The organism is Marivirga harenae, from assembly GCF_030534335.1.
In the GTDB taxonomy this organism is placed as follows: Bacteria; Bacteroidota; Bacteroidia; order Cytophagales; family Cyclobacteriaceae; genus Marivirga; species Marivirga harenae.
The window spans coordinates 1,899,131-1,918,292 of sequence record NZ_CP130565.1 but is presented as its reverse complement, the minus strand read 5'-3'; the positions used below and the strand labels follow the sequence as shown (position 1 = coordinate 1,918,292).

Annotated in this window: 18 protein-coding genes; 7 read left to right on the top strand and 11 right to left on the bottom strand. The window is 35.1% G+C overall.

The features are described 5' to 3' along the window. Positions 1–103 precede the first annotated feature (103 nt). The gene (locus tag Q3Y49_RS08215; RefSeq protein WP_303271825.1) at positions 104–505 is read left to right on the top strand and encodes a GxxExxY protein; all 402 of its coding nucleotides are present in this window, start codon (positions 104–106) and stop codon (positions 503–505) included. 386 nt (positions 506–891) lie between these two features. Here Q3Y49_RS08215 and Q3Y49_RS08210 read toward each other — a convergent pair whose 3' ends face one another. The 4 genes from Q3Y49_RS08210 to Q3Y49_RS08195 all read right to left on the bottom strand — a co-directional run bounded on the left by Q3Y49_RS08210 (position 892) and on the right by Q3Y49_RS08195 (position 6,188). Next, positions 892–1,584, bottom strand: coding sequence for a DUF4230 domain-containing protein (locus Q3Y49_RS08210; protein ID WP_303271824.1), 693 nt, complete (start codon positions 1,582–1,584; stop codon positions 892–894). A gap of 176 nt (positions 1,585–1,760) precedes the next feature. After that, positions 1,761–4,235, bottom strand: coding sequence for a ribonucleoside-diphosphate reductase subunit alpha (locus Q3Y49_RS08205; RefSeq protein ID WP_303271823.1), 2,475 nt, complete (start codon positions 4,233–4,235; stop codon positions 1,761–1,763). Positions 4,236–4,315: 80 nt separating this feature from the next. After that, the gene (locus tag Q3Y49_RS08200) at positions 4,316–5,311 is read right to left on the bottom strand and encodes a ribonucleoside-diphosphate reductase small subunit (protein ID WP_303271822.1); all 996 of its coding nucleotides are present in this window, start codon (positions 5,309–5,311) and stop codon (positions 4,316–4,318) included. A gap of 370 nt (positions 5,312–5,681) precedes the next feature. After that, positions 5,682–6,188 (bottom strand): hypothetical protein, encoded by a 507-nt coding sequence (locus tag Q3Y49_RS08195; protein ID WP_303271820.1) that lies wholly within the window; start codon positions 6,186–6,188, stop codon positions 5,682–5,684. Positions 6,189–6,479: 291 nt separating this feature from the next. Here Q3Y49_RS08195 and rplU point away from each other — a divergent pair, with 291 nt between their 5' ends. The 3 genes from rplU to Q3Y49_RS08180 all read left to right on the top strand — a co-directional run bounded on the left by rplU (position 6,480) and on the right by Q3Y49_RS08180 (position 9,515). Beyond that, a complete protein-coding gene (gene rplU / locus Q3Y49_RS08190; RefSeq protein WP_085518802.1) occupies positions 6,480–6,791 on the top strand; it encodes a 50S ribosomal protein L21 in 312 nt (103 codons plus the stop codon). An 8-nt stretch (positions 6,792–6,799) separates the two neighbouring features. Continuing rightward, a complete protein-coding gene (rpmA, locus tag Q3Y49_RS08185; RefSeq protein ID WP_303271819.1) occupies positions 6,800–7,057 on the top strand; it encodes a 50S ribosomal protein L27 in 258 nt (85 codons plus the stop codon). Positions 7,058–7,367: 310 nt separating this feature from the next. After that, positions 7,368–9,515: a tetratricopeptide repeat protein gene (locus Q3Y49_RS08180; RefSeq protein WP_303271818.1), complete on the top strand. Its 2,148-nt coding sequence runs from the start codon at positions 7,368–7,370 to the stop codon at positions 9,513–9,515. Positions 9,516–9,519: 4 nt separating this feature from the next. On the opposite strand, the gene Q3Y49_RS08175 is transcribed toward Q3Y49_RS08180, so the two are convergent. From Q3Y49_RS08175 to Q3Y49_RS08150, 6 genes are all read right to left on the bottom strand, one after another. Continuing rightward, positions 9,520–12,192 (bottom strand): DUF5686 and carboxypeptidase regulatory-like domain-containing protein, encoded by a 2,673-nt coding sequence (locus Q3Y49_RS08175; RefSeq protein WP_303271817.1) that lies wholly within the window; start codon positions 12,190–12,192, stop codon positions 9,520–9,522. A gap of 69 nt (positions 12,193–12,261) precedes the next feature. After that, on the bottom strand, positions 12,262–12,840 hold the full coding sequence (gene nadD, locus Q3Y49_RS08170) for a nicotinate (nicotinamide) nucleotide adenylyltransferase (protein ID WP_303271816.1): 579 nt from the start codon (positions 12,838–12,840) through the stop codon (positions 12,262–12,264). 4 nt (positions 12,841–12,844) lie between these two features. Further along, positions 12,845–13,420, bottom strand: coding sequence for a guanylate kinase (gene gmk / locus Q3Y49_RS08165; protein WP_303271814.1), 576 nt, complete (start codon positions 13,418–13,420; stop codon positions 12,845–12,847). Then, a complete protein-coding gene (locus Q3Y49_RS08160) occupies positions 13,417–13,677 on the bottom strand; it encodes a zf-HC2 domain-containing protein (protein WP_303271813.1) in 261 nt (86 codons plus the stop codon). The genes gmk and Q3Y49_RS08160 overlap by 4 nt, the downstream gene beginning before the upstream one ends. A 72-nt stretch (positions 13,678–13,749) precedes the next feature. Next, complete coding sequence (locus Q3Y49_RS08155) at positions 13,750–14,322, bottom strand: sigma-70 family RNA polymerase sigma factor (protein ID WP_303271812.1); 573 nt, start codon at positions 14,320–14,322, stop codon at positions 13,750–13,752. An 84-nt stretch (positions 14,323–14,406) separates the two neighbouring features. Continuing rightward, a complete protein-coding gene (locus Q3Y49_RS08150; RefSeq protein ID WP_303271811.1) occupies positions 14,407–15,348 on the bottom strand; it encodes a glycosyltransferase family protein in 942 nt (313 codons plus the stop codon). 231 nt (positions 15,349–15,579) lie between these two features. On the opposite strand from Q3Y49_RS08150, the gene Q3Y49_RS08145 reads away from it, so the two are divergent. The 3 genes from Q3Y49_RS08145 to Q3Y49_RS08135 are packed head-to-tail and all read left to right on the top strand — an operon-like array spanning position 15,580 to position 18,250. Continuing rightward, on the top strand, positions 15,580–16,395 hold the full coding sequence (locus Q3Y49_RS08145) for a hypothetical protein (RefSeq protein ID WP_303271810.1): 816 nt from the start codon (positions 15,580–15,582) through the stop codon (positions 16,393–16,395). Next, positions 16,392–17,156, top strand: coding sequence for a glycosyltransferase family 2 protein (locus tag Q3Y49_RS08140; RefSeq protein ID WP_303271809.1), 765 nt, complete (start codon positions 16,392–16,394; stop codon positions 17,154–17,156). Before Q3Y49_RS08145 ends, Q3Y49_RS08140 begins: the two co-directional genes overlap by 4 nt. Further along, positions 17,153–18,250, top strand: a complete 1,098-nt coding sequence (locus Q3Y49_RS08135; protein ID WP_303271808.1) for a glycosyltransferase family 4 protein — start codon at positions 17,153–17,155, stop codon at positions 18,248–18,250. Before Q3Y49_RS08140 ends, Q3Y49_RS08135 begins: the two co-directional genes overlap by 4 nt. Before the next feature lie 210 nt (positions 18,251–18,460). Here Q3Y49_RS08135 and Q3Y49_RS08130 read toward each other — a convergent pair whose 3' ends face one another. Beyond that, the gene (locus tag Q3Y49_RS08130) at positions 18,461–19,159 is read right to left on the bottom strand and encodes an O-methyltransferase (protein WP_303271806.1); all 699 of its coding nucleotides are present in this window, start codon (positions 19,157–19,159) and stop codon (positions 18,461–18,463) included. Between the last annotated feature and the right edge of the window lie 3 nt (positions 19,160–19,162).

Here is a 19,162-nt window from a genome sequence, read left to right as displayed (position 1 = left end):
TTTTATAATAATTTGTTAATCAATACTAATTAATATACTTTAGTATTTACTCTATAAGACAACCTTATGAATTTATATGGTATTTCAACCTAAGTTAAATTTAATGAATACCCGAAAAGCTTTTTTAAAAGAATTAACCTACAAAATTAACGGTGCTGCAATAGAGGTTCATAAGGAATTAGGACCTGGCCTGTTAGAAAGTGTATATCATCAATGTCTGATACATGAATTGAGAAACCGAAATGTTTATTTTCAGTCAGAGAGATTAATTGAAGTAAATTACAAAGGATTGAATTTAGATACTAATCTAAGATGTGACCTACTAGTGGAAAAATCAATTTGTGTCGAACTCAAAGCCGTGAAAGAAATGCTACCGGTTCATGATGCCCAAATTTTATCATATATGAAGCTTTTGAAGGTGCCAAAGGGTATTTTATATAATTTCAATGTCTACAATCTTTATAACGAAGGACAAAAAACTTTTGTAAATGAATTTTTCATTTAATTAATTAAATCTCTTGACAGCAATTCAAAGTACTAGAGAAAAAATTCAAATAAGAATTGCCAGCGGCAATTCCTCTTTTGTGTTCTTTTATCTATTTTCCCGATTTTGATCGTGACAAGTTGTGGTTAATTTTACCTTATGTCAAGTCATCGCATTCTTACAGAATCAACCTAAAAGGAGATAACAATATGTTTTCTTTGTAAATTGGCATAGTCTTGAATCAAACAGCCTTAGGCTGTTTTCTTATGTGTTCTTTGGTCTCTTTTGTGGTAAAATTTCCAGCTTTAGCTAGTTTATGCCTTCTTGAAAGAAAATTTTTGTCTTTTATCAACTCTTGTTATTTAGTAGTAAACACTATTTTTGGCTTTGCCGAAATAAATGCTGTTTTATTCCATCCCAATATCCTTTTGTGTATCAAAAGACATCAATTCCTTTTCCAAATCACTTAAAATTTCCTTGGAAGTTTTTATAGAATTTTCAAACTCATCCTTCTCCTCATCTCCAGCAAAGCGAATGCTCACTTCTTGATCTAGCGGTAGGAAAATAGCTTCAAATACTTCCGATAATTGTAGTTTGGTAAGCTGCAAGATGCCAGACTTTAATGCTGCTTCGGTGATTTTATCTTTCCTCGATTCTTCTATCTCTCTAATCTCCTTCATAGCTGCCTCCATTCTGTTTTCGAAGAGCGTAATGTCTAAATCCAACATTCTGAGACTTTCAAATTCAGCTTTGTCCCATTGAAAATTGGGCTCATCTAATTGCGGATCAGGCAATAGGATTTCAATATTCTGATTATCATCACTGCTCACGGCCATTTGTTGCAAATCCACAAAAGCGGAAATTTCCACAGGAATTTCATAATAGGCAATAATAGGTCGGTTGGGTTTGTTCCTTCGATGCACAAAATAGACATCGTTCAATACTACTTTAGCTCCATGAAAATCTTGTTGGAGGATTACTTCTTTCACTTGTGTTTCTTCCAAGTACTTCCTTGGATGCTGCAGCTCTAAAGTAGCCCAGACTGCTAGTGGAGCTACAATTAATGTTACAACTAGGGCGGTAAACAGATACTTTTTCATTTGGTGCTGTTTTGGTGAATACAAAAGTAAATTTAAGGAAGGATATGGAGATTTGGAAATAGTAGCTTACTAACAAAAAAACCACCCAGTCTCCCAGGTGGCTTTCGGTTATGAATAAACAGTGTGTGTTTATTATCTTTAATACTTTTGTCTAACATCTAGAATCTAGGTTCTAATCAAGACCCACACATTTCACAATCATCAGGGTTATCTAATGAACAAGCAACTTGCGCTGCTTTAAGCGCTGCCAAGTCATCTTCAGTGCTAGCTTGTGGTCCTTGTCCCGGACTTGGATTACTAGGCCTGGTCACTTTAGTATCCGTATTTTGTGTGATATCCTGTGGCTTCTGTTCCGGTTGCGGCTCACCCAACTGACTCTTATCAACCGTAAACTGAATTGCACTTGTTGCCGCTTTAGATCTCAAGTAATACATACCCGTTTTCAATCCCTTCTTCCAAGCGTAGAAATGCATAGAAGTCATTTTACCAAAGTTAGGATCTTGCATAAACAAGTTCATACTCTGTGACTGACAAATAAATGCGCCACGATCAGCTGCCATATCAATAATGGACTTCTGAGAAATCTCCCAAACTGTTTTATACAATTCTTTGATATCAGCCGGCACCTCAGCAATATCCTGAACTGAACCATTGGCTGCAATCAGCTTGTTCTTCATATTATCATTCCACAAGCCTCTTTCGATCAGGTCACGCATTAAGTGCTTATTCACTACTACAAACTCGCCAGATAATGTTCTTCTGGTATAGATGTTTGAAGTATATGGCTCAAAGCACTCATTATTTCCTAAGATTTGAGAAGTAGAAGCTGTAGGCATAGGCGCTACCAATAGCGAGTTACGCACACCGTTTTTCTTCACTTCTTGCTTCAAAGTAGTCCAATCCCATCTTTCGGTAGGTGTTACGTTCCACATATCGAATTGGAAGATTCCTTTAGATACCGGAGAACCTTTATAGGTTTCGTAAGCACCTTCTTTAATTGCCAAGTCTTTTGAAGCGGTCATAGCAGCAAAATAAATGGTCTCAAAGATTTCTTTATTCAGTTTTCTTGACTCTTCAGAATCGAATGGATAACGCAATAACATGAAAGCATCGGCTAATCCCTGAACACCCAAACCAATTGGTCGGTGTTTCATATTTGACGTCTTCGCCTCCTTTACCGGATAATAATTCACATCGATTACACGGTTAAGGTTTACTGTAGCTGTATAAGTAATGTCATATAATTTATCATGATCGAAGAAATTCTGTCCGTTTTCATCTTGCTGCACAAACATTGGCAAGGCAATAGAAGCCAGATTACAAACAGCTACTTCATCCTTAGACGTGTATTCCATAATCTCAGTACATAAGTTCGAAGACTTAATTGTACCTAAGTTTTTCTGATTCGACTTTTTGTTAGCCGCATCTTTATACAACATATATGGAGTACCTGTCTCAATCTGAGATTCTAAGATTTCAAACCAAAGCTCTTGTGCTTTAACCGTTTTTCTTCCTCTTCCTTCTCTTTCGTATTTCTCATAAAGCTTCTCGAAATCATCTCCATAAGCTTCATCCAATCCTGGTGCTTCATTCGGATCGAACAAAGTCCATTCGGTATTGGCTTCCACTCTCTTCATGAATAAATCTGACATCCACATGGCGTAGAATAAATCACGTGCACGCATTTCTTCTTTCCCATGATTTTTTTTCAAATCCAAGAAATCGAAAATGTCAGCATGCCAAGGTTCAAGGTAGATAGCAAAACTACCTTTTCTTTTTCCACCACCTTGATCAACATATCTTGCGGTCATATCAAAGTTTCTCAACATAGGCACAATACCATTGGAAACCCCACCGGTTCCTTTGATGTATGAACCTGTTGCTCTTACATTGTGGATGCTTAGTCCGATACCTCCAGCTGATTGAGAGATTTTAGCCGTTTGCTTTAAAGTATCATAAATTCCATCAATACTATCTTCTTGAATGGTCAATAGGAAACAGGATGACAATTGTGGTTTAGGAGTACCTGCATTGAAAAGTGTTGGAGTAGCATGTGTAAACCACTTTTCAGACATCAAATTATACGTTTTGATGGCTGATTCAATATCTTCCCCATGGATACCGATAGCTACACGCATCAACATATGTTGCGGGCGCTCTACAATTTTACCATCCACTTTCATTAAGTAAGAACGCTCCAAGGTCTTGAAACCAAAGAAATCATATCCAAAATCACGGTCGTAGATAATAGCAGAATCTAATTGAGCCGCATGTTTTTTGATGATACCGTAAGTTTCAGTAGAAAGCAAAGGTGCGTTTTGTCCTGTCTTTGCATCCACATAAGTGTAAAGTCTTTTCATTGTATTGCTGAAAGACTTACTTGTAGTTTTATGCAAATTGGAAATGGCAATTCTGGCGGAAAGCTTAGAATAGTCAGGATGCTTAACCGTCATGGAAGCAGCCGTTTCAGCTGCTAGGTTATCCAATTCCTGGGTAGTTACGCCATCGTAAATACCGTTAATTACTTTTCTGGCCACATCAATTGGCTGAATATAATTAAGATCTAGGCCGTAGCATAGTTTCTCTATGCGGGCAGTAATTTTATCGAACTTAACGGTTTCTCTCCTACCGTCTCTTTTTACAACTAACATGCTATTATTTATTTTATGGGGTTATAGGTATTTGTTTTAATGAGATTCCCGCCTTCGCGGGAATGACGCCTAGAAAAATCTTAGAAGTCTTCGTCCAAAGAGAATTTAGCTTTATCGCTATCTTCTTCTTTTTTCATTACACCTGCTTTTTGGTAATCCCCAACTCTTTTCTCGAAGAAGTTAGTTTTACCTTGCAATGAAATCATTTCCATAAAGTCAAATGGATTGCTTGATCCATACACTTTATCGCAGTTTAACTCTTGTAATAATCTATCAGCCACGAATTCGATATACTGACACATTAAATCTGCATTCATTCCAATCAGTTTTACTGGTAGTGAATCCGTCACAAATTCTTTTTCAATTTCAACAGCATCAGTGATGATAGAAGTCACTTTCTCTTTCGATAATTTATTTACCAGATGATCATTATAAAGCAAACAAGCAAAATCGCAATGCAAACCTTCATCTCTAGAAATTAACTCATTAGAAAATGTCAAACCTGGCATTAAGCCTCTTTTCTTCAACCAGAAGATAGAGCAGAAACTTCCAGAAAAGAAAATACCTTCCACAGCAGCAAAGGCAATTAATCTTTCAGCATAATTTCCTTCATCTATCCAGCGTAATGCCCAATCTGCTTTTTTCTTCACACAGTCCATCGTATCAATGGCATTGAAAAGACTGCTTTTCTCTTTATTATCTTTCACATAAGTGTCAATTAAAAGAGAGTAGGTTTCAGAGTGCACATTCTCCATTGCAATTTGGAACCCGTAAAAAAACTTGGCCTCAGTATATTGAACTTCAGCTACAAAATTCTCTGCTAAATTTTCGTTTACGATACCATCACTTGCAGCAAAGAATGCTAATACGTGTTTTATGAAGTGTGTTTCTCCTTCGGTTAGGTTTTCCCAATCCTTCATATCCTGACTCAGATCAATTTCTTCAGCCGTCCAAAAGCTAGCTTCCGCCATCTTATAAAATTCCCATATATCCTTATGTTGTATAGGGAATAAAACAAAGCGGTCTTTGTTCTCCTTCAAAATTGGTTCGTCTTGGAATGTGGTTACTTCACTCATCTTTGAAATATTTTTTAGTTACTTAATAAATTCTTCAAAGAAAACAGGGTGGTTTAGGCTAATGAATTCTTACTAAAGCAGATAGAAAAAATTACGCAGTCAAAAATCTTTTTTCTCTTCCCTATTTTCTTGGCTGTGCTTACAAATATTAGGAAGAAAGCTGAAAAATCAAAGGTCTAAAAGTTATGGACAGCAAGCTGTGGATAAGTACATATTTACTTGATTCTTAGTTCTTTATATACTTTTATCTCATCAATACTTAGGGGAATTTCGGCTGTATTCAATCATTAAAAAAAGTTGCAAAAGTTTTCCACAAGCACAAGCAAATTAGCCTTTAAAAAAATGCCAGTAGAACCGCTTTATTACATCCTTAATTATTATACAACAACCTCTCTTTCAGGTCTTCAGGCATAAATTCGATTTGCGGTTCATGCTGATTTAAGAAAAAAGCGACTGGACCGTAATATGTGTTGCCCGAAACGGGGTCTTCAAATTTACGATAAACTCCCTTCTTCATTTTATTAGATAATGCAGCTGAAACTGAGCTTCTTACTTTAGATTTATTGAGATCAGCTTCCTTTTCCATGATAAAATCCACAACTTCATTGGTCTTCACCAATTTCCGCTTAAAATCGATAAAATAGGCGATTTTCTTAGTCCAAGCCCACTGATCATGGTAAGCATTTGTTTTTTGATGCAATAAATTCTGCGTCTCATTTTCCTGAAATAGAGGGAGATTCACCAGGTTAGAAAGATGGCTATCAATCTCCTCGATCTCGGCTTTAAATTGATTGATTTTCATTTGCAAAGCCTTTTTTTTATCACCTAAAGCCTTTATATATAAGTCAGTATATTTCTCAGGAATGTTTACCTTCATTTGTCCGATATTTTATAGTTGTCTTTACTATACAAAATAAAGCATTTCAAGCACACTAAGCAAGCAGATCAAGCACCTAATAAGATATAATATTAATTTAAAGCTAATAAATAGCTTATACTGCTTGCATTTCAGCCTAATTAAAGCGAAGATATAATTGCTTAATAAATGTGTAGAACGATTGAGTGATAAAATACCGCTCATAATAGATAAGCTTTTGTAACTATAAATAAAATCACTATATTTGCATTCCTTTTGGGAAATAGTATACTTTATAAAACAATTATTTCAATGTACGCAATTGTAAACATAGCCGGAAAGCAGTTCAAAGTAACGCAAGACCAGTTCGTTTACGCTCCAAAGATGGAGGGTGAAGATGGCGCTTCCGTAGAGTTCGACAAAGTATTGTTAGTAGACAATGATGGAAAAGTCGAAGTAGGTGCACCTTTAGTAAAGGGCGCTAAGGTATCAGGGAAAATCCTTGGTCATGTTAAAGGCGATAAAGTAGTCGTATTCAAGAAGAAAAGAAGAAAGGGCTACAAAAAAAGAAATGGACATCGTCAAGATTTCACAAAAGTTTTAATCGAAAAAATTTCAAAATAATATAAACCATGGCACACAAAAAAGGAGCGGGTAGTTCCAAAAACGGAAGAGAGTCGGAAAGTAAACGATTAGGTGTGAAAATATATGGTGGCCAAGCTGCAATAGCAGGAAACATATTGGTTCGTCAGCGTGGTACTGCTCATCACCCGGGCAATAACGTGGGTATGGGAAAAGACCATACTTTATTTGCACTTACTGATGGAGTGGTTCAATTTAAAAGAGGCAAAAAAGATAGATCTTACGTTTCCATTGAACCGGTTAATTAGGTCTCATTAAAAAAATTGTATTCAAAGCCTTTCAATTCTATTGAAGGGCTTTTTTTATAACTCTAAATTAATAAATCTAAACTCCACTTCCACTTATTACAGAGGGTATTCTTAAACACGCTATATGACTAATAGCCTAATCAACTGTAAGATTTAGCACTTCTTTCTGTGAGAGAATAACAAGAACACAATTACCCCAACCATATTACATCTATTAAAATGCTCTTCCGTATACAGCTGTAATTAATAACTATTATATCATCAATTTATTTATTATATTAATTGGCACTAAGTAAATAACGTTATTGATTTGAAAGTCAGACTTTTATATACCATCATAGTTACATTGATAAATATTCAATTGGTCAATGCACATAAAACTGATAGTCTGAGACTGCAATTATCAAACTCCGATGAGCAAAAAAAAATTGAGATCCTCCACTTACTAATATTTGAAAACTGGTTAAATCAGCCAGATTCCGCTCTAAAGTATGCTGAACAAGCACTTTTTATTTCCAATAAATTAAATGATCAAGTCAATATTTCCAAGTCTTTAAGGCTTTTAGGAGGTACATATAATTATAAAGGTGAATTCGAAAAAGCATTGCAATATAACATCCAAGCTTTGGAAATAGCCAGTCAACTTAACGACTCTATCTTAATGCACAATGCCTTAAACAATATAGGATTTGTAAATATCAGTCTCGGAAACTATCAGAATGCATTGGAGTATTTAATACGATCCTATGAAATGAAGAAAAAAATAGGCGTGAAATATGGTTTAGAACATACATTGAACAATATCGGCTTAGTTTATCAGAAGGCGCTAATGTTCGACAGCGCCCATCATTACCTCCGGAAAGGGCTTCAGGTGGCTCAAAGAAATAACGATTACGATTTAATAATATATTCCCAAAATAACATTGGGAACACCCACCTTCAACAATTTGAATTCGAAAAAGCCGAAATGTATTTTAAATCTTCCTTACAACATATGGAAAACTATGAAAATAGAAATTGGCATGCTGTCTCTCTTTATGGAATGGGCCAGGTCATGCTTTTCAAGGAACAATACGATTCAGCTGTCTATTACCTCAATAGATCTTTTGAAATCAGAAAATCCATCAAAGACCAAAAAGGCATGGGTGAAATCTATCTGTGGTTGGCAAAACTATCTTTTATGCAAAGCGAATCAGAAAAGTCTTTAGCTTTATTGAAAAAAAGTGATTCCATAGCTACTAAAATTAAAGCAAAGGATTTAGTCATAAAAATTCATGAAATCGAGGCAATGATTCATCAAAAATCGGGAAATCTTGAAAAAGCAAATGATCTGTTGAGGATGAACGGAAAACTCAAAGACTCATTGTATGTAAATGTACTAAGGAGAAACTTGAGTTTAACTCCGTTAAAATTAACAGAAAATGAAAACACAATGCGATTGCAAGAAAGTGAAATTGCATTAAAGGAACAGGAATTTCAAAATTTGGTTTACATCTCTCTACTCGTATTAATAACTCCCTTTTCAATTTTATTGGTTTTAATCTTCCAGAGAAATAAAAAAATAAATAATACGCTTAAAAAGCAAAATGATAAGGTTGAGGCTCAAAAAGAGGAAATAGAATCACAAAAGGAGTATTTAGAACTGAATTTAAAGGAGTTAGAGAAAGCAAAAAATGTGATAAGTCAACAAAAAGATGAGCTCGAAATCTTAAATGAACAATTAGCGGGGACTGTTGATCAGCGTAATATAGAACTACAAACGGTCAATGACAGGCTAAGATCCACCAGTTTAGAACTTGATAATTTTATTTACAAATCTTCCCATGATATAAAAGGGCCAATAGTACGATTGATGGGTATTTGCAACCTAGCCCTACGAGATGTAGAAGATGCCAAAGCCTTGAATTATTTTAGTATGCTGGATAAAGCAGCTATGAGATTGAATGTAATTATTGAAGAACTAAAATTAATTGGTGAATTACATGACAAAACGCTTGAAAACACCCAAATAGATTTTAGAACTATTGTGCAGGAAGCCTTTAATGAAGTAATTTATATTGAGAATATAAGGAAATTCGATCTCAGCATCGACATTGAGAATAGCTTCTTATTCTACTCTGATGAGTCCATCATTAAGCTGATAGTGTTCAATATTTTACAAAACTCAATCCAGTTCATGAAGAGCGAGAATCTAAGTGACTATAAAATGCAATTCTCCATTACTCATCAACCGCAAAGCATCAGCATGATCTTTAAATTATTTGATCTAAAGTTGATTGACGAGGAAAGTAACAAACTGATGAAAGGCTTTTCTAAAGCCCAGAATGAATTTGAGAATATCAGCATCGGCCTATACACAGTAAAGCAATGTATTCAAAAATTAAATGGAAATTTCAATATCCATCCAGAGGACCATACTCACACAGTTTTTGAAATAGAATTACCTAAGGTCATTTAAACCATTATTCATCATCTTGCACATTGACAGATATATTTCCTCCCAGACTAGTAGATATCCCGACTCTGATTCCCCAACCTTTATATTTCATATTTTCATATTGAGTAGCCACTTCAATACGGAAAAACTTCAAAATACCATCCAAAGAGTAACCTAGCTCTGCATAATTGTTACTATCTGGTGTGTAAAGGTAGTTTAAGAAAGCTCCCTCTTTAAGACCCAAAAAGCGCGTAGCAGGGATTTGTGTTATTAATAATTTCCTAAACCGATGAAAAATGAAGTTTTGTGCATAAAACTGATCGGTACTAAACCTGTAGTAATCCAATAATCTAAAGGATTCTACAGGATCGTTTTGAGTTATAAATGCTCGATTTCCAGGAAAATGAGCATAATCCATAAAGCCTAAGCTACTATTATTGAGAAATGCGCCAATATTAGTATTAAAATAAGTCTTGCCTTTAGCACCAAAATCAAACTCATCCTTATATCCAACTACCAATCGATCAAAATCCACATTGCTTCCTGCAAGATTTTTAAAGCCTTTATAATACTCAAGAGAAAAGCGTGTAGGTCTTTGGGTCACGGGTCGCTTCACTCCGTTTCTAATCACATACTTTACAAACGGCTTATAATAAAATTTAACATTTGCAGTTAATGCCGTTTGTCCGTCAAAATCATCAACAGGATTGATATTAACGGGAAAATTAGGCGTAAATTCCCGTCTCCAGTCAATTAATCTGAAATCTGCATTATTATTTAGCCTGTTTCGTTCCTCATACTCCAATTCAGCAGACATCTCAAATTTCGTAGAGAATCTTCTTTCATAATTTAGTTTCATAAAATCCTTTTCATACAGCTTCATGAAATTCTGCTCCCATATTGTCGAGAAGCTTGTGTTGAGTAGTGGATAAACGGCAGGGGCATCGTTGAATTGTTCTACATAACGTCCTACCCTAAAGGATATATCACCTGTTTTGAATTGATATTTGGCCAGGATTTTCCCAATAAATTTATTGCGAGCAACTGAATATCTTACTGTAGGCTTTAATAACGCATAAGACCTCCAATTGTAATAACTTCTGTCAATTTCATCGTTCCTTTGAGTAGTATCGTGCTTAATAGGGATAAACTTTTTCAAACCTATGCTGTAATCAATATTAAAGCCTTCCACTGTGTTGTAATGAATATTGAGAAAGGGATTGTAAATTTTAAAGTAAAGTTTACTTGCGCTATCTAATCTATAATCTCCCCCAACTAAAATATCAGTAATTTGAAAAGATGATTTCCTAGCAGACTTAACAGAATCTTTCGATAGATCTTCTTCAATTAGAGTATTTAAACTGTCAATCTTGGCATAGCCTCTGGTTTCATCAGTAGATAGTGGAATAGGACGGATTTGAGCCCAAAAATTGGAATCTTGATTAAAGGCAGAGGAATCAACTTTATAATCATATACCCCAATGATGTCTTGCTTAGCCAAGGAATCTTGTTGAGCTTTTTTATAATCTTTCATGATGTCTGCTAAGTCCTCAGATTTCACCACAACCTTTCCCTTCTTTTCTGACTTTACCAGTTCATTTGCCTCAACAATAATTTCTTCTGTCATTTTACCCTGCTCGGCATCATCCTTATCTAAAATCTTGATATTTCTTGGTAATGCCGGATTTAACTCAATTTTATACTTACTCATGGAGGCCAAATACTTCCCTTCAAAGCCTACTCCCATTAATTTACCATCCACATCAAATTGGTGCGTTATAGGCATCCAAGCTAATTCATTAATATTTTGGTAGACTTGCTGGATTCTGACCTTAATTCCTAACTCAATTTGTGCATCCAAGTCCACTCTGAATAGGGCCCAATCCTCTTCAACCAATTGAATTTCACCCTCAAACACATTAGGAGCTGGTACTTTGGGTATTACTTTAATTTTATTAATTAAATATTCACCATCCATAAAAGCTCCTAAATGCTTGAATCGATAATAACGAAATGCTTTGGAAGAAAGAGGTGAAATGACAGATGCAATTTCATCTTGATAAAAACTACCCGCTATGAATCGCATGGGGTTTGCATTAAAATCGGTCTTTTTTGAAGCATAAACTGAGATCACTTTTTCAGAAAACTGATTGGGTCTTCGATAACTCACCTCACTAACAGACTCAGTTATGATCATAGTTTCCGTATCAATTCCCTCCTTTTTTAGCATTCCTGTCAAATAAAATGGAATGTCGGTCACTCTACCCTTGCCCTTCACATAAACTGTTGCCGCATAGGCATCAATCTGCTGACGATGATAACTGCTTTTGGCTATAGCTTTTCTCATCATCCAATTCGCAGGATCAGTTGCTTTGGCCGTTGTGGTTACCTCATCCAACAGCAGACTTTGTTTTGGTAAAACCACATCCAGCCGGCTATTCTCATTTTTTACAGTTATCTCCTTCCTTACCGTTTCATAACCGACAAACTTAAATTGAAGTGTGTAGTCTCCTGCTTGTAATTGTAATTCGTAGTAAGCTTCCTGATTTGTGGACGTACCTGAACCAGTTTCCTCAACATAGATAGTTGCAAAAGGCAGGGGCTCTCCATCATCACCATAAACAACTCCTCGGACACCCTGGGCTTTGATTTGAAATATTAAACCTACTAAAATAAAGGCGGTAAATAGTTTTTTCATATTGTGGGTTCAAATGAAGGGTCAAGATATTAAAGTAAAGCTTGTTAATAGAAGCTTAATTGAAAAAGATTATATGTAAAGCTTTTTTCCTTTTATCCTATCTAAAACCTCTTCAGGGACTAAATATTTCACTGAACGATTATTTTTTATAGACTTCCTAATAAAGGTAGCTGAAATATCCATCATCGGTGCCTCGACAAAACGTACATTTTCATGTTCATCCAAATCTGATTTTTTCGCGTTGGGACGAGGATAAACCAACAATCCATAGTCCCTCAAAATGACTTCGCTGTTCTTCCACTTAGGAAAGCTTTTTAAATTATCTTCCCCAATTATTAATTTAAAATGGTGATTGGGGTTTTGATCGGTCAAATAGGCTAAGGAATCGCTCGTGTAACTAGGCTTTGGCATATTAAATTCTATGTCAGTCACTTTCATTTGGAAATTATCAGCAATGGCTGATTGCACCAAATCATAGCGGTCAAATTCATGAGCTAAAGATTTCTGTTTTTTGAAAGGACTTTGAGGCGAGACCACGAACCAAACTTCATCCACATCGGGCTCCTCCAACATGGTATTTGCAATGATCAGGTGTCCGACATGTATCGGATTAAAAGAACCAAAGAATAGACCTACATTTTTACTCATGAGTTTATTTTTCAATAAAGCCCGACACCATGTCCTCTGCCTTTTGAAGTGACGTTTCTAAATCTTCATTTACTAGGGTAACATCAAACTCCTTTTCAAAAGTCATTTCAAACTTAGCTTTATAAAGTCTTTGTGATAAGCTAGATGAAGATTCAGAATTTCGATTTGTTAATCTTTCTTCCAATACTTCTATGGAAGGCACTTTAACGAAGACCGCCAATGCATCTTCACCAAAATATTTTTTTAGTTTTAATCCACCTTTAACGTCCACATCAAAAATTACAGCTTTGCCAGCATCCCAAATCCTTTGAACTTCTTTTTTCAGCGTTCCGTAGAAATTTCCTTCATACACCTCTTCCCACTCTACAAACTCATCTTTATCAATCCGTCTTTTAAACTCTTCAACGGTAAGGAAATAGTAGTCCACCCCATCAACTTCAGTTCTGCCTCTTTTATCGCGAGTGCAGGCTGATATTGAAAAACCCAACTTAGGATTTGTATCTAATAAATACTGAACAATGGTGGTTTTTCCTGAGCCAGAGGGAGCAGAAAAGATAATGGCTTTACCCTTCTTCTTCATTTTAATGAGGCTGTTTCAGAAATCTTACTTTGAATTGTGTTTGCTAAACCGTTAGGAGAATAATTGGGTTTGATATGGTTTTTGAGGCTGTCTGTAATTGACTTACTCAGCAGATATTCTTCACGGCACTCTTCGCAGCGTTCCAAATGCTTCATTAATTCTTGATGTTGCTCTGCTGTTGCTTGTCCGTCTATTACTAATTGTAGCAATTCTGTACACGCTTGGTTTTGCTCAACTTCCATGGTTTGCTTATTCATTAAAAAATTTTGGCTGTTAGCTTTCTAATGCAAATATGCCGAATGTTTCTTTCTACAAAAAATCTGTTTCAATTATTTTCGCTTATCCTTATAGCCTAAGGAACTAGCATACTGTTTCAATTTCTCTTTTAATAAATTTCTTGCTCTGTGTAACCTGCTTCTTACTGTGCCAATTGGTATATCTAAGATTTTAGCCATTTCCTCATAAGTAAAGCCCTCTAAGTCACACAATATTATAACTGTTCTGAAATCCACGTCCAATGAATTCAGTGCATTGGTAATTTCATCTCCAATTAAATGTTGAACAGTTTCAACTCTCAAATCCGTTGTTATATTTTCATTTACAGAATCAGAATTGTAAAAGGTTTCTACCTCCTGATAGTCAACTTTGTTCGGCTGTTTACTTTTCTTTCTGTAATTGTTTATAAAGCTGTTCTTCAAGATTCGAAACAGCCAAGCTTTGGCATTGGTTCCCGTTTCAAAAGAATTAATAAATCTATAAGCTTTCATGAAGGTTTCCTGTACCAAATCCTTGGCATCATCTTCATCTAGAGTAAGCCTAAAGGCGAAATTATACATCGCATCAATATGAGGCATGAATTCCCCATTGAATACTCTTTTTTTATCTTTGCTTTCGTATGACATGCGCTCTCCCACAGAATAGTTTAATTATTGTATATAACCAAAAATTAGTGAGAAGGTTATGTTTTTAAGCGCTCATCTAAAAGCTTACTTTACTAATTTGTAATTTTTAGTTGTAAATAACTTCTTGCCCCCGAGGATATTATTTTCAACCCAAGTTAGTAATTGCTTTTTGATGGTTTTTGTCTTTGAAATTTGTCTTTTTTGTTTCGTTTTTTTTGTGAAGTTTAATTCATTCTGCCAATCCATAGTTTCTATCCAATCCTGCAGCACCCTTGGATGAGTCCCTTTGAACTCGGGGAATCTTAACATATAACCGTAGTCAAAGTTTTTGGGCTTCTCGAAATCATTTTCATCTACTTTGTTGGAATGAATTCGACTTAAAGAGGCAGATTTTTTTGTCATTAATTTTGGTGGGCGCACCCAACCATAATGGTAGATGTAGGCGTCTAATTTTTTCACCCCTAACTTATAAGTCCCTTCTTTAACCCTGTAATTAACACCATCAAAATTTGGGATTCTCCTAAAAGATTGAGCTGATTTCCAGCTATGGATATCTTTTCTATTCCTAACAATTCTAATTTCCCAAGGATACCAACCATGTTCATGCTGATAATGATTGTAATCTCCCCAAAAATGGGTGTATTTGAACAAAAACCCCTCTACGCGCTCATCATCCAGATACTTCTTACAATTTTCAACAACTTCAGTATGGTATTTTTCATGTATAAGCTCATCTGCTTGCAGATAGAAAAGCCAATCTCCGGAGCATGCTTCTTTTGCAATATCTGTCTGATGAGCATTTTCCATTCCTTTCGGAAATTTTTCCGTATCCCAAACAGTATCTATAATTTTGACTTTAGGACTTCCCAAGGACAATATTAGCTCTCTTGTATTATCATCTGGATCACAATCACCCAAGGCCACTACAAATTCATCGACTATATCCAATATCGATGCGATTGATTCCTTAATTGGGTAATACAGTTTACCTGCATTTTTCACCATCGTAAATCCACTAATTTTCATCTAGCCTAAATTTTTAATTCTATTTACTCAATTTTTGACATTAGCACATTTATCAAAACCTGTCAGGATTGTAACTGATATTGATGATAAAACGTGATGTTCTACAATACTATAATTTCTTAAAACCTGACAGATTTCATCTTTATGATGAACTTGACAAAATAGAATTACTCAATTTCTTAAATTTTGAGTAATTTCGTGTTTATCTTCTCTTACAAATCTTGGAAATAAATGAATTCCCATAATCAAGAACTATATTTTCATGTTGGTCTTGGTAAAACCGCATCTACTTTTTTGCAGTCTCGGTTTTTTCCAAAATTAAGGGGTATTCATTACACACCCTCAAACATCTACAGATTTTTTCCAAAAATAGTGAAAAAAGGGGAGCATAACAGATATCTCTTTTCAAGGGAATTTGACAGACAATTCTACACTGAAACAGAAAAAATAGCTAAGCTTTCTGCAGACACTCACATCATCATTATTTTAAGAAGACACGACAGTTGGATTGCCTCACAATACAGAAGATATGTGAAAAATGGAGGAAAACAGAATTTTAATCACTTTATAGACTTGGAAAATGATCATGGCGCATGGAAACAAAAGGATCTATACTTCTTCCCGATGCTCGATTTTATCAAGGATCACTTTACTAAAAAACCGCTAGTTCTGTTTCATGAGGATTTAAAACTGAATTCAGAGAAATTTTTAGATCGAATTTCAAATTATTTAAATGCAGAATATTCGATCGCTGACATTAATCTAAAACCGAAGCATTCGGCCTATAGTGATCATCAGTTGCGTTTGGTAAAGAAATTTAGTCCCATTAATAAAGATAAAGAAACTCACTACTCCAATAGAATTATAACTTTTATTGTTTACCGTTCAAAATGGCTCATCAACCATTTGGTGCTTTACGGTGCAAACCTAATCCCAAAATCTAAATCTGAAACTTTGGTTGATGCAAACCATCAAAAGAGGGTAGCAGAATTTTATCAGGAAGATTGGCAAAAATGCATTGAATTTGCTCAAAAATATTCAGCATGAAGATAAGTGCTACTATAATCACTTTTAACGAGGAGCAGAACATCAAAAGATGCTTAGAGTCTCTACTTGAAGTTGCTGATGAAATTGTCGTGGTGGATAGTCATTCCACTGATCAAACAGAGACTATATGTATGTCCTACGAGCAAGTCAGATTTATCAAAAATGAATTCCCGGGACATATTGAACAGAAAAATTTTGCCATTGAGCAAGCAGCGCATGAATGGATTCTTTCTTTGGATGCTGATGAATGTTTAAGCGATCATTTGAAAACTGAAATAGAGACTATTAAATCGTTCGATCAAACTGATTTCCAAGCCTACTCAATGCCGCGGTTAAACAACTATTGTGGGAAATGGATTAAACATAGCGGTTGGTACCCTGACAGAAAAGTTAGGTTATGGAATAGAAAAATAGGGAAATGGGGCGGTAATAATCCACATGACAAAGTTATTTTAGATACTGACTTACGAGCGGGAAATCTTAAAGCAGATTTGTTGCATTATACGATTGCAAGCTTAAGTGCACATATTAATCAAGTCAATAAATTCTCTGAAATTGCAGCTCGTCAGCTTATGAATTCAGATGAAAAGTCATCGGCCACCTTTAAGATGATTTTCGATCCTCCTTTTATTTTCATTAAAAGATACATCTTACAGTTGGGATTTTTGGATGGGTTTTATGGTCTCTGCATTGCCGTGATTTCAGCTACGGCAAAATTTTTAAAATACGCCAAATACAGGCAATTAAAATCAAAGAAATGAAAATTCTTCACCTAAGTTCTGAATCTAGTTGGCGAGGAGGAGAGCAGCAAATTGCTTATCTGATTGAAGAATTGGATAAGATGGGAGTTGAACCACTTGTGGCCTGCAAACCCAACTCAAAATTCGAAGAACTATGCATTGAAAAAGGATGGCAACACTACCCTCTCAACATGAAAAATTCCACTGATTTCAAATCAGGGATTGGGTTAAAAAAATTATGTCATGAATTATCAATTGACATAGTACACGTACATAGTTCGCATTCTCATGGCACTGCCTACTTATCGTATCTGTTAGGTAATAAAACGCCCGTGGTATTAACGAGAAGAGTAGATTTTGAATTGAAAAATAACTTCTTTTCGAAGCACAAATACACATTTCCTAAAATTAAAAAGATCGCCTGCGTTTCTGATGCAATAAGAGAAATAGTAATAAGAACCACCAAGCAGCCAGAAAAATGTGTGACTATTTACAGTGCTATCAATCATAAAAAATTTGAAGCCCACATTGGAAATGATTTTCTTCGAAAGCAATATAAAATTGCTGATGACATCACCTTAATCGGAAACACAAGTGCGATAGCTCCTCATAAAGATTATTTTACTTTTGTGGACAGTGCCTATTATTATATCCAAAATTTCGATAAAAAAGTGAAGTTTTTCATCATAGGAAAAGGCGAACTGGAACGTGAAATCAAAGATTACATTAAGAAACTTAAACTAGAAGATTACTTTATTTTCACTGGATTTCTAAAGAATATAGAAGAGGTCTTGCCTTCGTTAGACATCTTTTTCATTAGTTCAAAGACAGAAGGCCTAGGTACTAGTGTAATAGATGCTTTTGCGGCAAAAGTACCTGTAGTAGGCACCAAGGCAGGTGGTATTCCCGAATTGGTCAAAAATTTAGATACTGGTCTTATTGCTGAGGTAAAAGACTCTAAAAGTTTAGCCGAAAACCTTTTTGAATTGAAAAAAGATGAAAAGCTTCAGGATCAACTGATCCATAATGCTTATGAATATTCATTGAAGTTTAATACAAAAGTGATGGCTGAAAAATACCTTAATTTATACCAAGAAATTAAGGCATCTAAGTAATTAGGGAACTCATGAAAAAAAGGACAAAAAGCTACCCAATATAATTCGGCATTCTATTTTGTGCTGAAACTATACAACCCCGAATGCTAGCGAAAATAGTAAATTTTGAGGTTTTGAGCATAATTCAATACTCTAAAAAAGCCTCTTTTTTTTTTAGTGAAGTCAATTTTACCAGCCGTTTTCATTTATCAAGAGAAGCCTAATTAGCTCTTAATTATGCAATCTTACTTTAAAGCCTTTCCCTTTAGTACCAATTGCAATTTTATTTAGTACAGAATCAAATTTGATATTTAGTATTTCTTCCCAATACTTGACGATTTTCTTTTCTTCAAGTCGATTGAAATCGTCTAAATAAACAACCAAATCTGAAGCTAAAAGTGAATGATCATTTAAAAACTCTATGGCAGGAAAACGATTCATTTTCTTTTCACCAGGAGGGCCATCTACCAAAATTGCATCATACTGGTAGTTGGGCAATTTGAACTTTAAGTCCTCTCTATCATACCAGTTTACTGTTTTAGAAATCAACTCGTTTTCTTGACTTCTTAAGGGCACATGTACCAATTCAACGAGATGAGCTAACCCCTCTTTTTCTAATGTATCTTTCACAATTTGTAACCATGCATCATCGTGTTCGACAGAAACAATTTTACAATCAAGGCTGTTTAACTGGACCAGTTTTGCAGCTAAAAAGGTGGATACACCTGAGCCAAACTCTAAATAATATTTCCTATTGTTTAAAATGAGGTCATTCAGTACGATGGATATGGCAAATGGTCTAATCGCATACTGTGTCCATGGTATATAGGTTTTAAAACCCTTTAGCAGTTGCTGCAAAACAAGACTATCTGCATAGATGTCTTCTAATAACTGCTGTTGTTTGAGTATTTTTTTCCTGATAATATTCATCTA

What these genes read in the sequence shown, in the direction of transcription:
- Q3Y49_RS08215 (WP_303271825.1), top strand. Translation starts at nt 104, where the DNA reads ATGAATACCCGAAAAGCTTTTTTAAAAGAATTAACCTACAAAATTAAC.
- Q3Y49_RS08210 (WP_303271824.1), bottom strand. Translation starts at nt 1,584, where the DNA reads ATGAAAAAGTATCTGTTTACCGCCCTAGTTGTAACATTAATTGTAGCT.
- Q3Y49_RS08205 (WP_303271823.1), bottom strand. Translation starts at nt 4,235, where the DNA reads ATGTTAGTTGTAAAAAGAGACGGTAGGAGAGAAACCGTTAAGTTCGAT.
- Q3Y49_RS08200 (WP_303271822.1), bottom strand. Translation starts at nt 5,311, where the DNA reads ATGAGTGAAGTAACCACATTCCAAGACGAACCAATTTTGAAGGAGAAC.
- Q3Y49_RS08195 (WP_303271820.1), bottom strand. Translation starts at nt 6,188, where the DNA reads ATGAAGGTAAACATTCCTGAGAAATATACTGACTTATATATAAAGGCT.
- rplU (WP_085518802.1), top strand. Translation starts at nt 6,480, where the DNA reads ATGTACGCAATTGTAAACATAGCCGGAAAGCAGTTCAAAGTAACGCAA.
- rpmA (WP_303271819.1), top strand. Translation starts at nt 6,800, where the DNA reads ATGGCACACAAAAAAGGAGCGGGTAGTTCCAAAAACGGAAGAGAGTCG.
- Q3Y49_RS08175 (WP_303271817.1), bottom strand. Translation starts at nt 12,192, where the DNA reads ATGAAAAAACTATTTACCGCCTTTATTTTAGTAGGTTTAATATTTCAA.
- nadD (WP_303271816.1), bottom strand. Translation starts at nt 12,840, where the DNA reads ATGAGTAAAAATGTAGGTCTATTCTTTGGTTCTTTTAATCCGATACAT.
- gmk (WP_303271814.1), bottom strand. Translation starts at nt 13,420, where the DNA reads ATGAAGAAGAAGGGTAAAGCCATTATCTTTTCTGCTCCCTCTGGCTCA.
- Q3Y49_RS08160 (WP_303271813.1), bottom strand. Translation starts at nt 13,677, where the DNA reads ATGAATAAGCAAACCATGGAAGTTGAGCAAAACCAAGCGTGTACAGAA.
- Q3Y49_RS08155 (WP_303271812.1), bottom strand. Translation starts at nt 14,322, where the DNA reads ATGTCATACGAAAGCAAAGATAAAAAAAGAGTATTCAATGGGGAATTC.
- Q3Y49_RS08150 (WP_303271811.1), bottom strand. Translation starts at nt 15,348, where the DNA reads ATGAAAATTAGTGGATTTACGATGGTGAAAAATGCAGGTAAACTGTAT.
- Q3Y49_RS08145 (WP_303271810.1), top strand. Translation starts at nt 15,580, where the DNA reads ATGAATTCCCATAATCAAGAACTATATTTTCATGTTGGTCTTGGTAAA.
- Q3Y49_RS08140 (WP_303271809.1), top strand. Translation starts at nt 16,392, where the DNA reads ATGAAGATAAGTGCTACTATAATCACTTTTAACGAGGAGCAGAACATC.
- Q3Y49_RS08135 (WP_303271808.1), top strand. Translation starts at nt 17,153, where the DNA reads ATGAAAATTCTTCACCTAAGTTCTGAATCTAGTTGGCGAGGAGGAGAG.
- Q3Y49_RS08130 (WP_303271806.1), bottom strand. Translation starts at nt 19,159, where the DNA reads ATGAATATTATCAGGAAAAAAATACTCAAACAACAGCAGTTATTAGAA.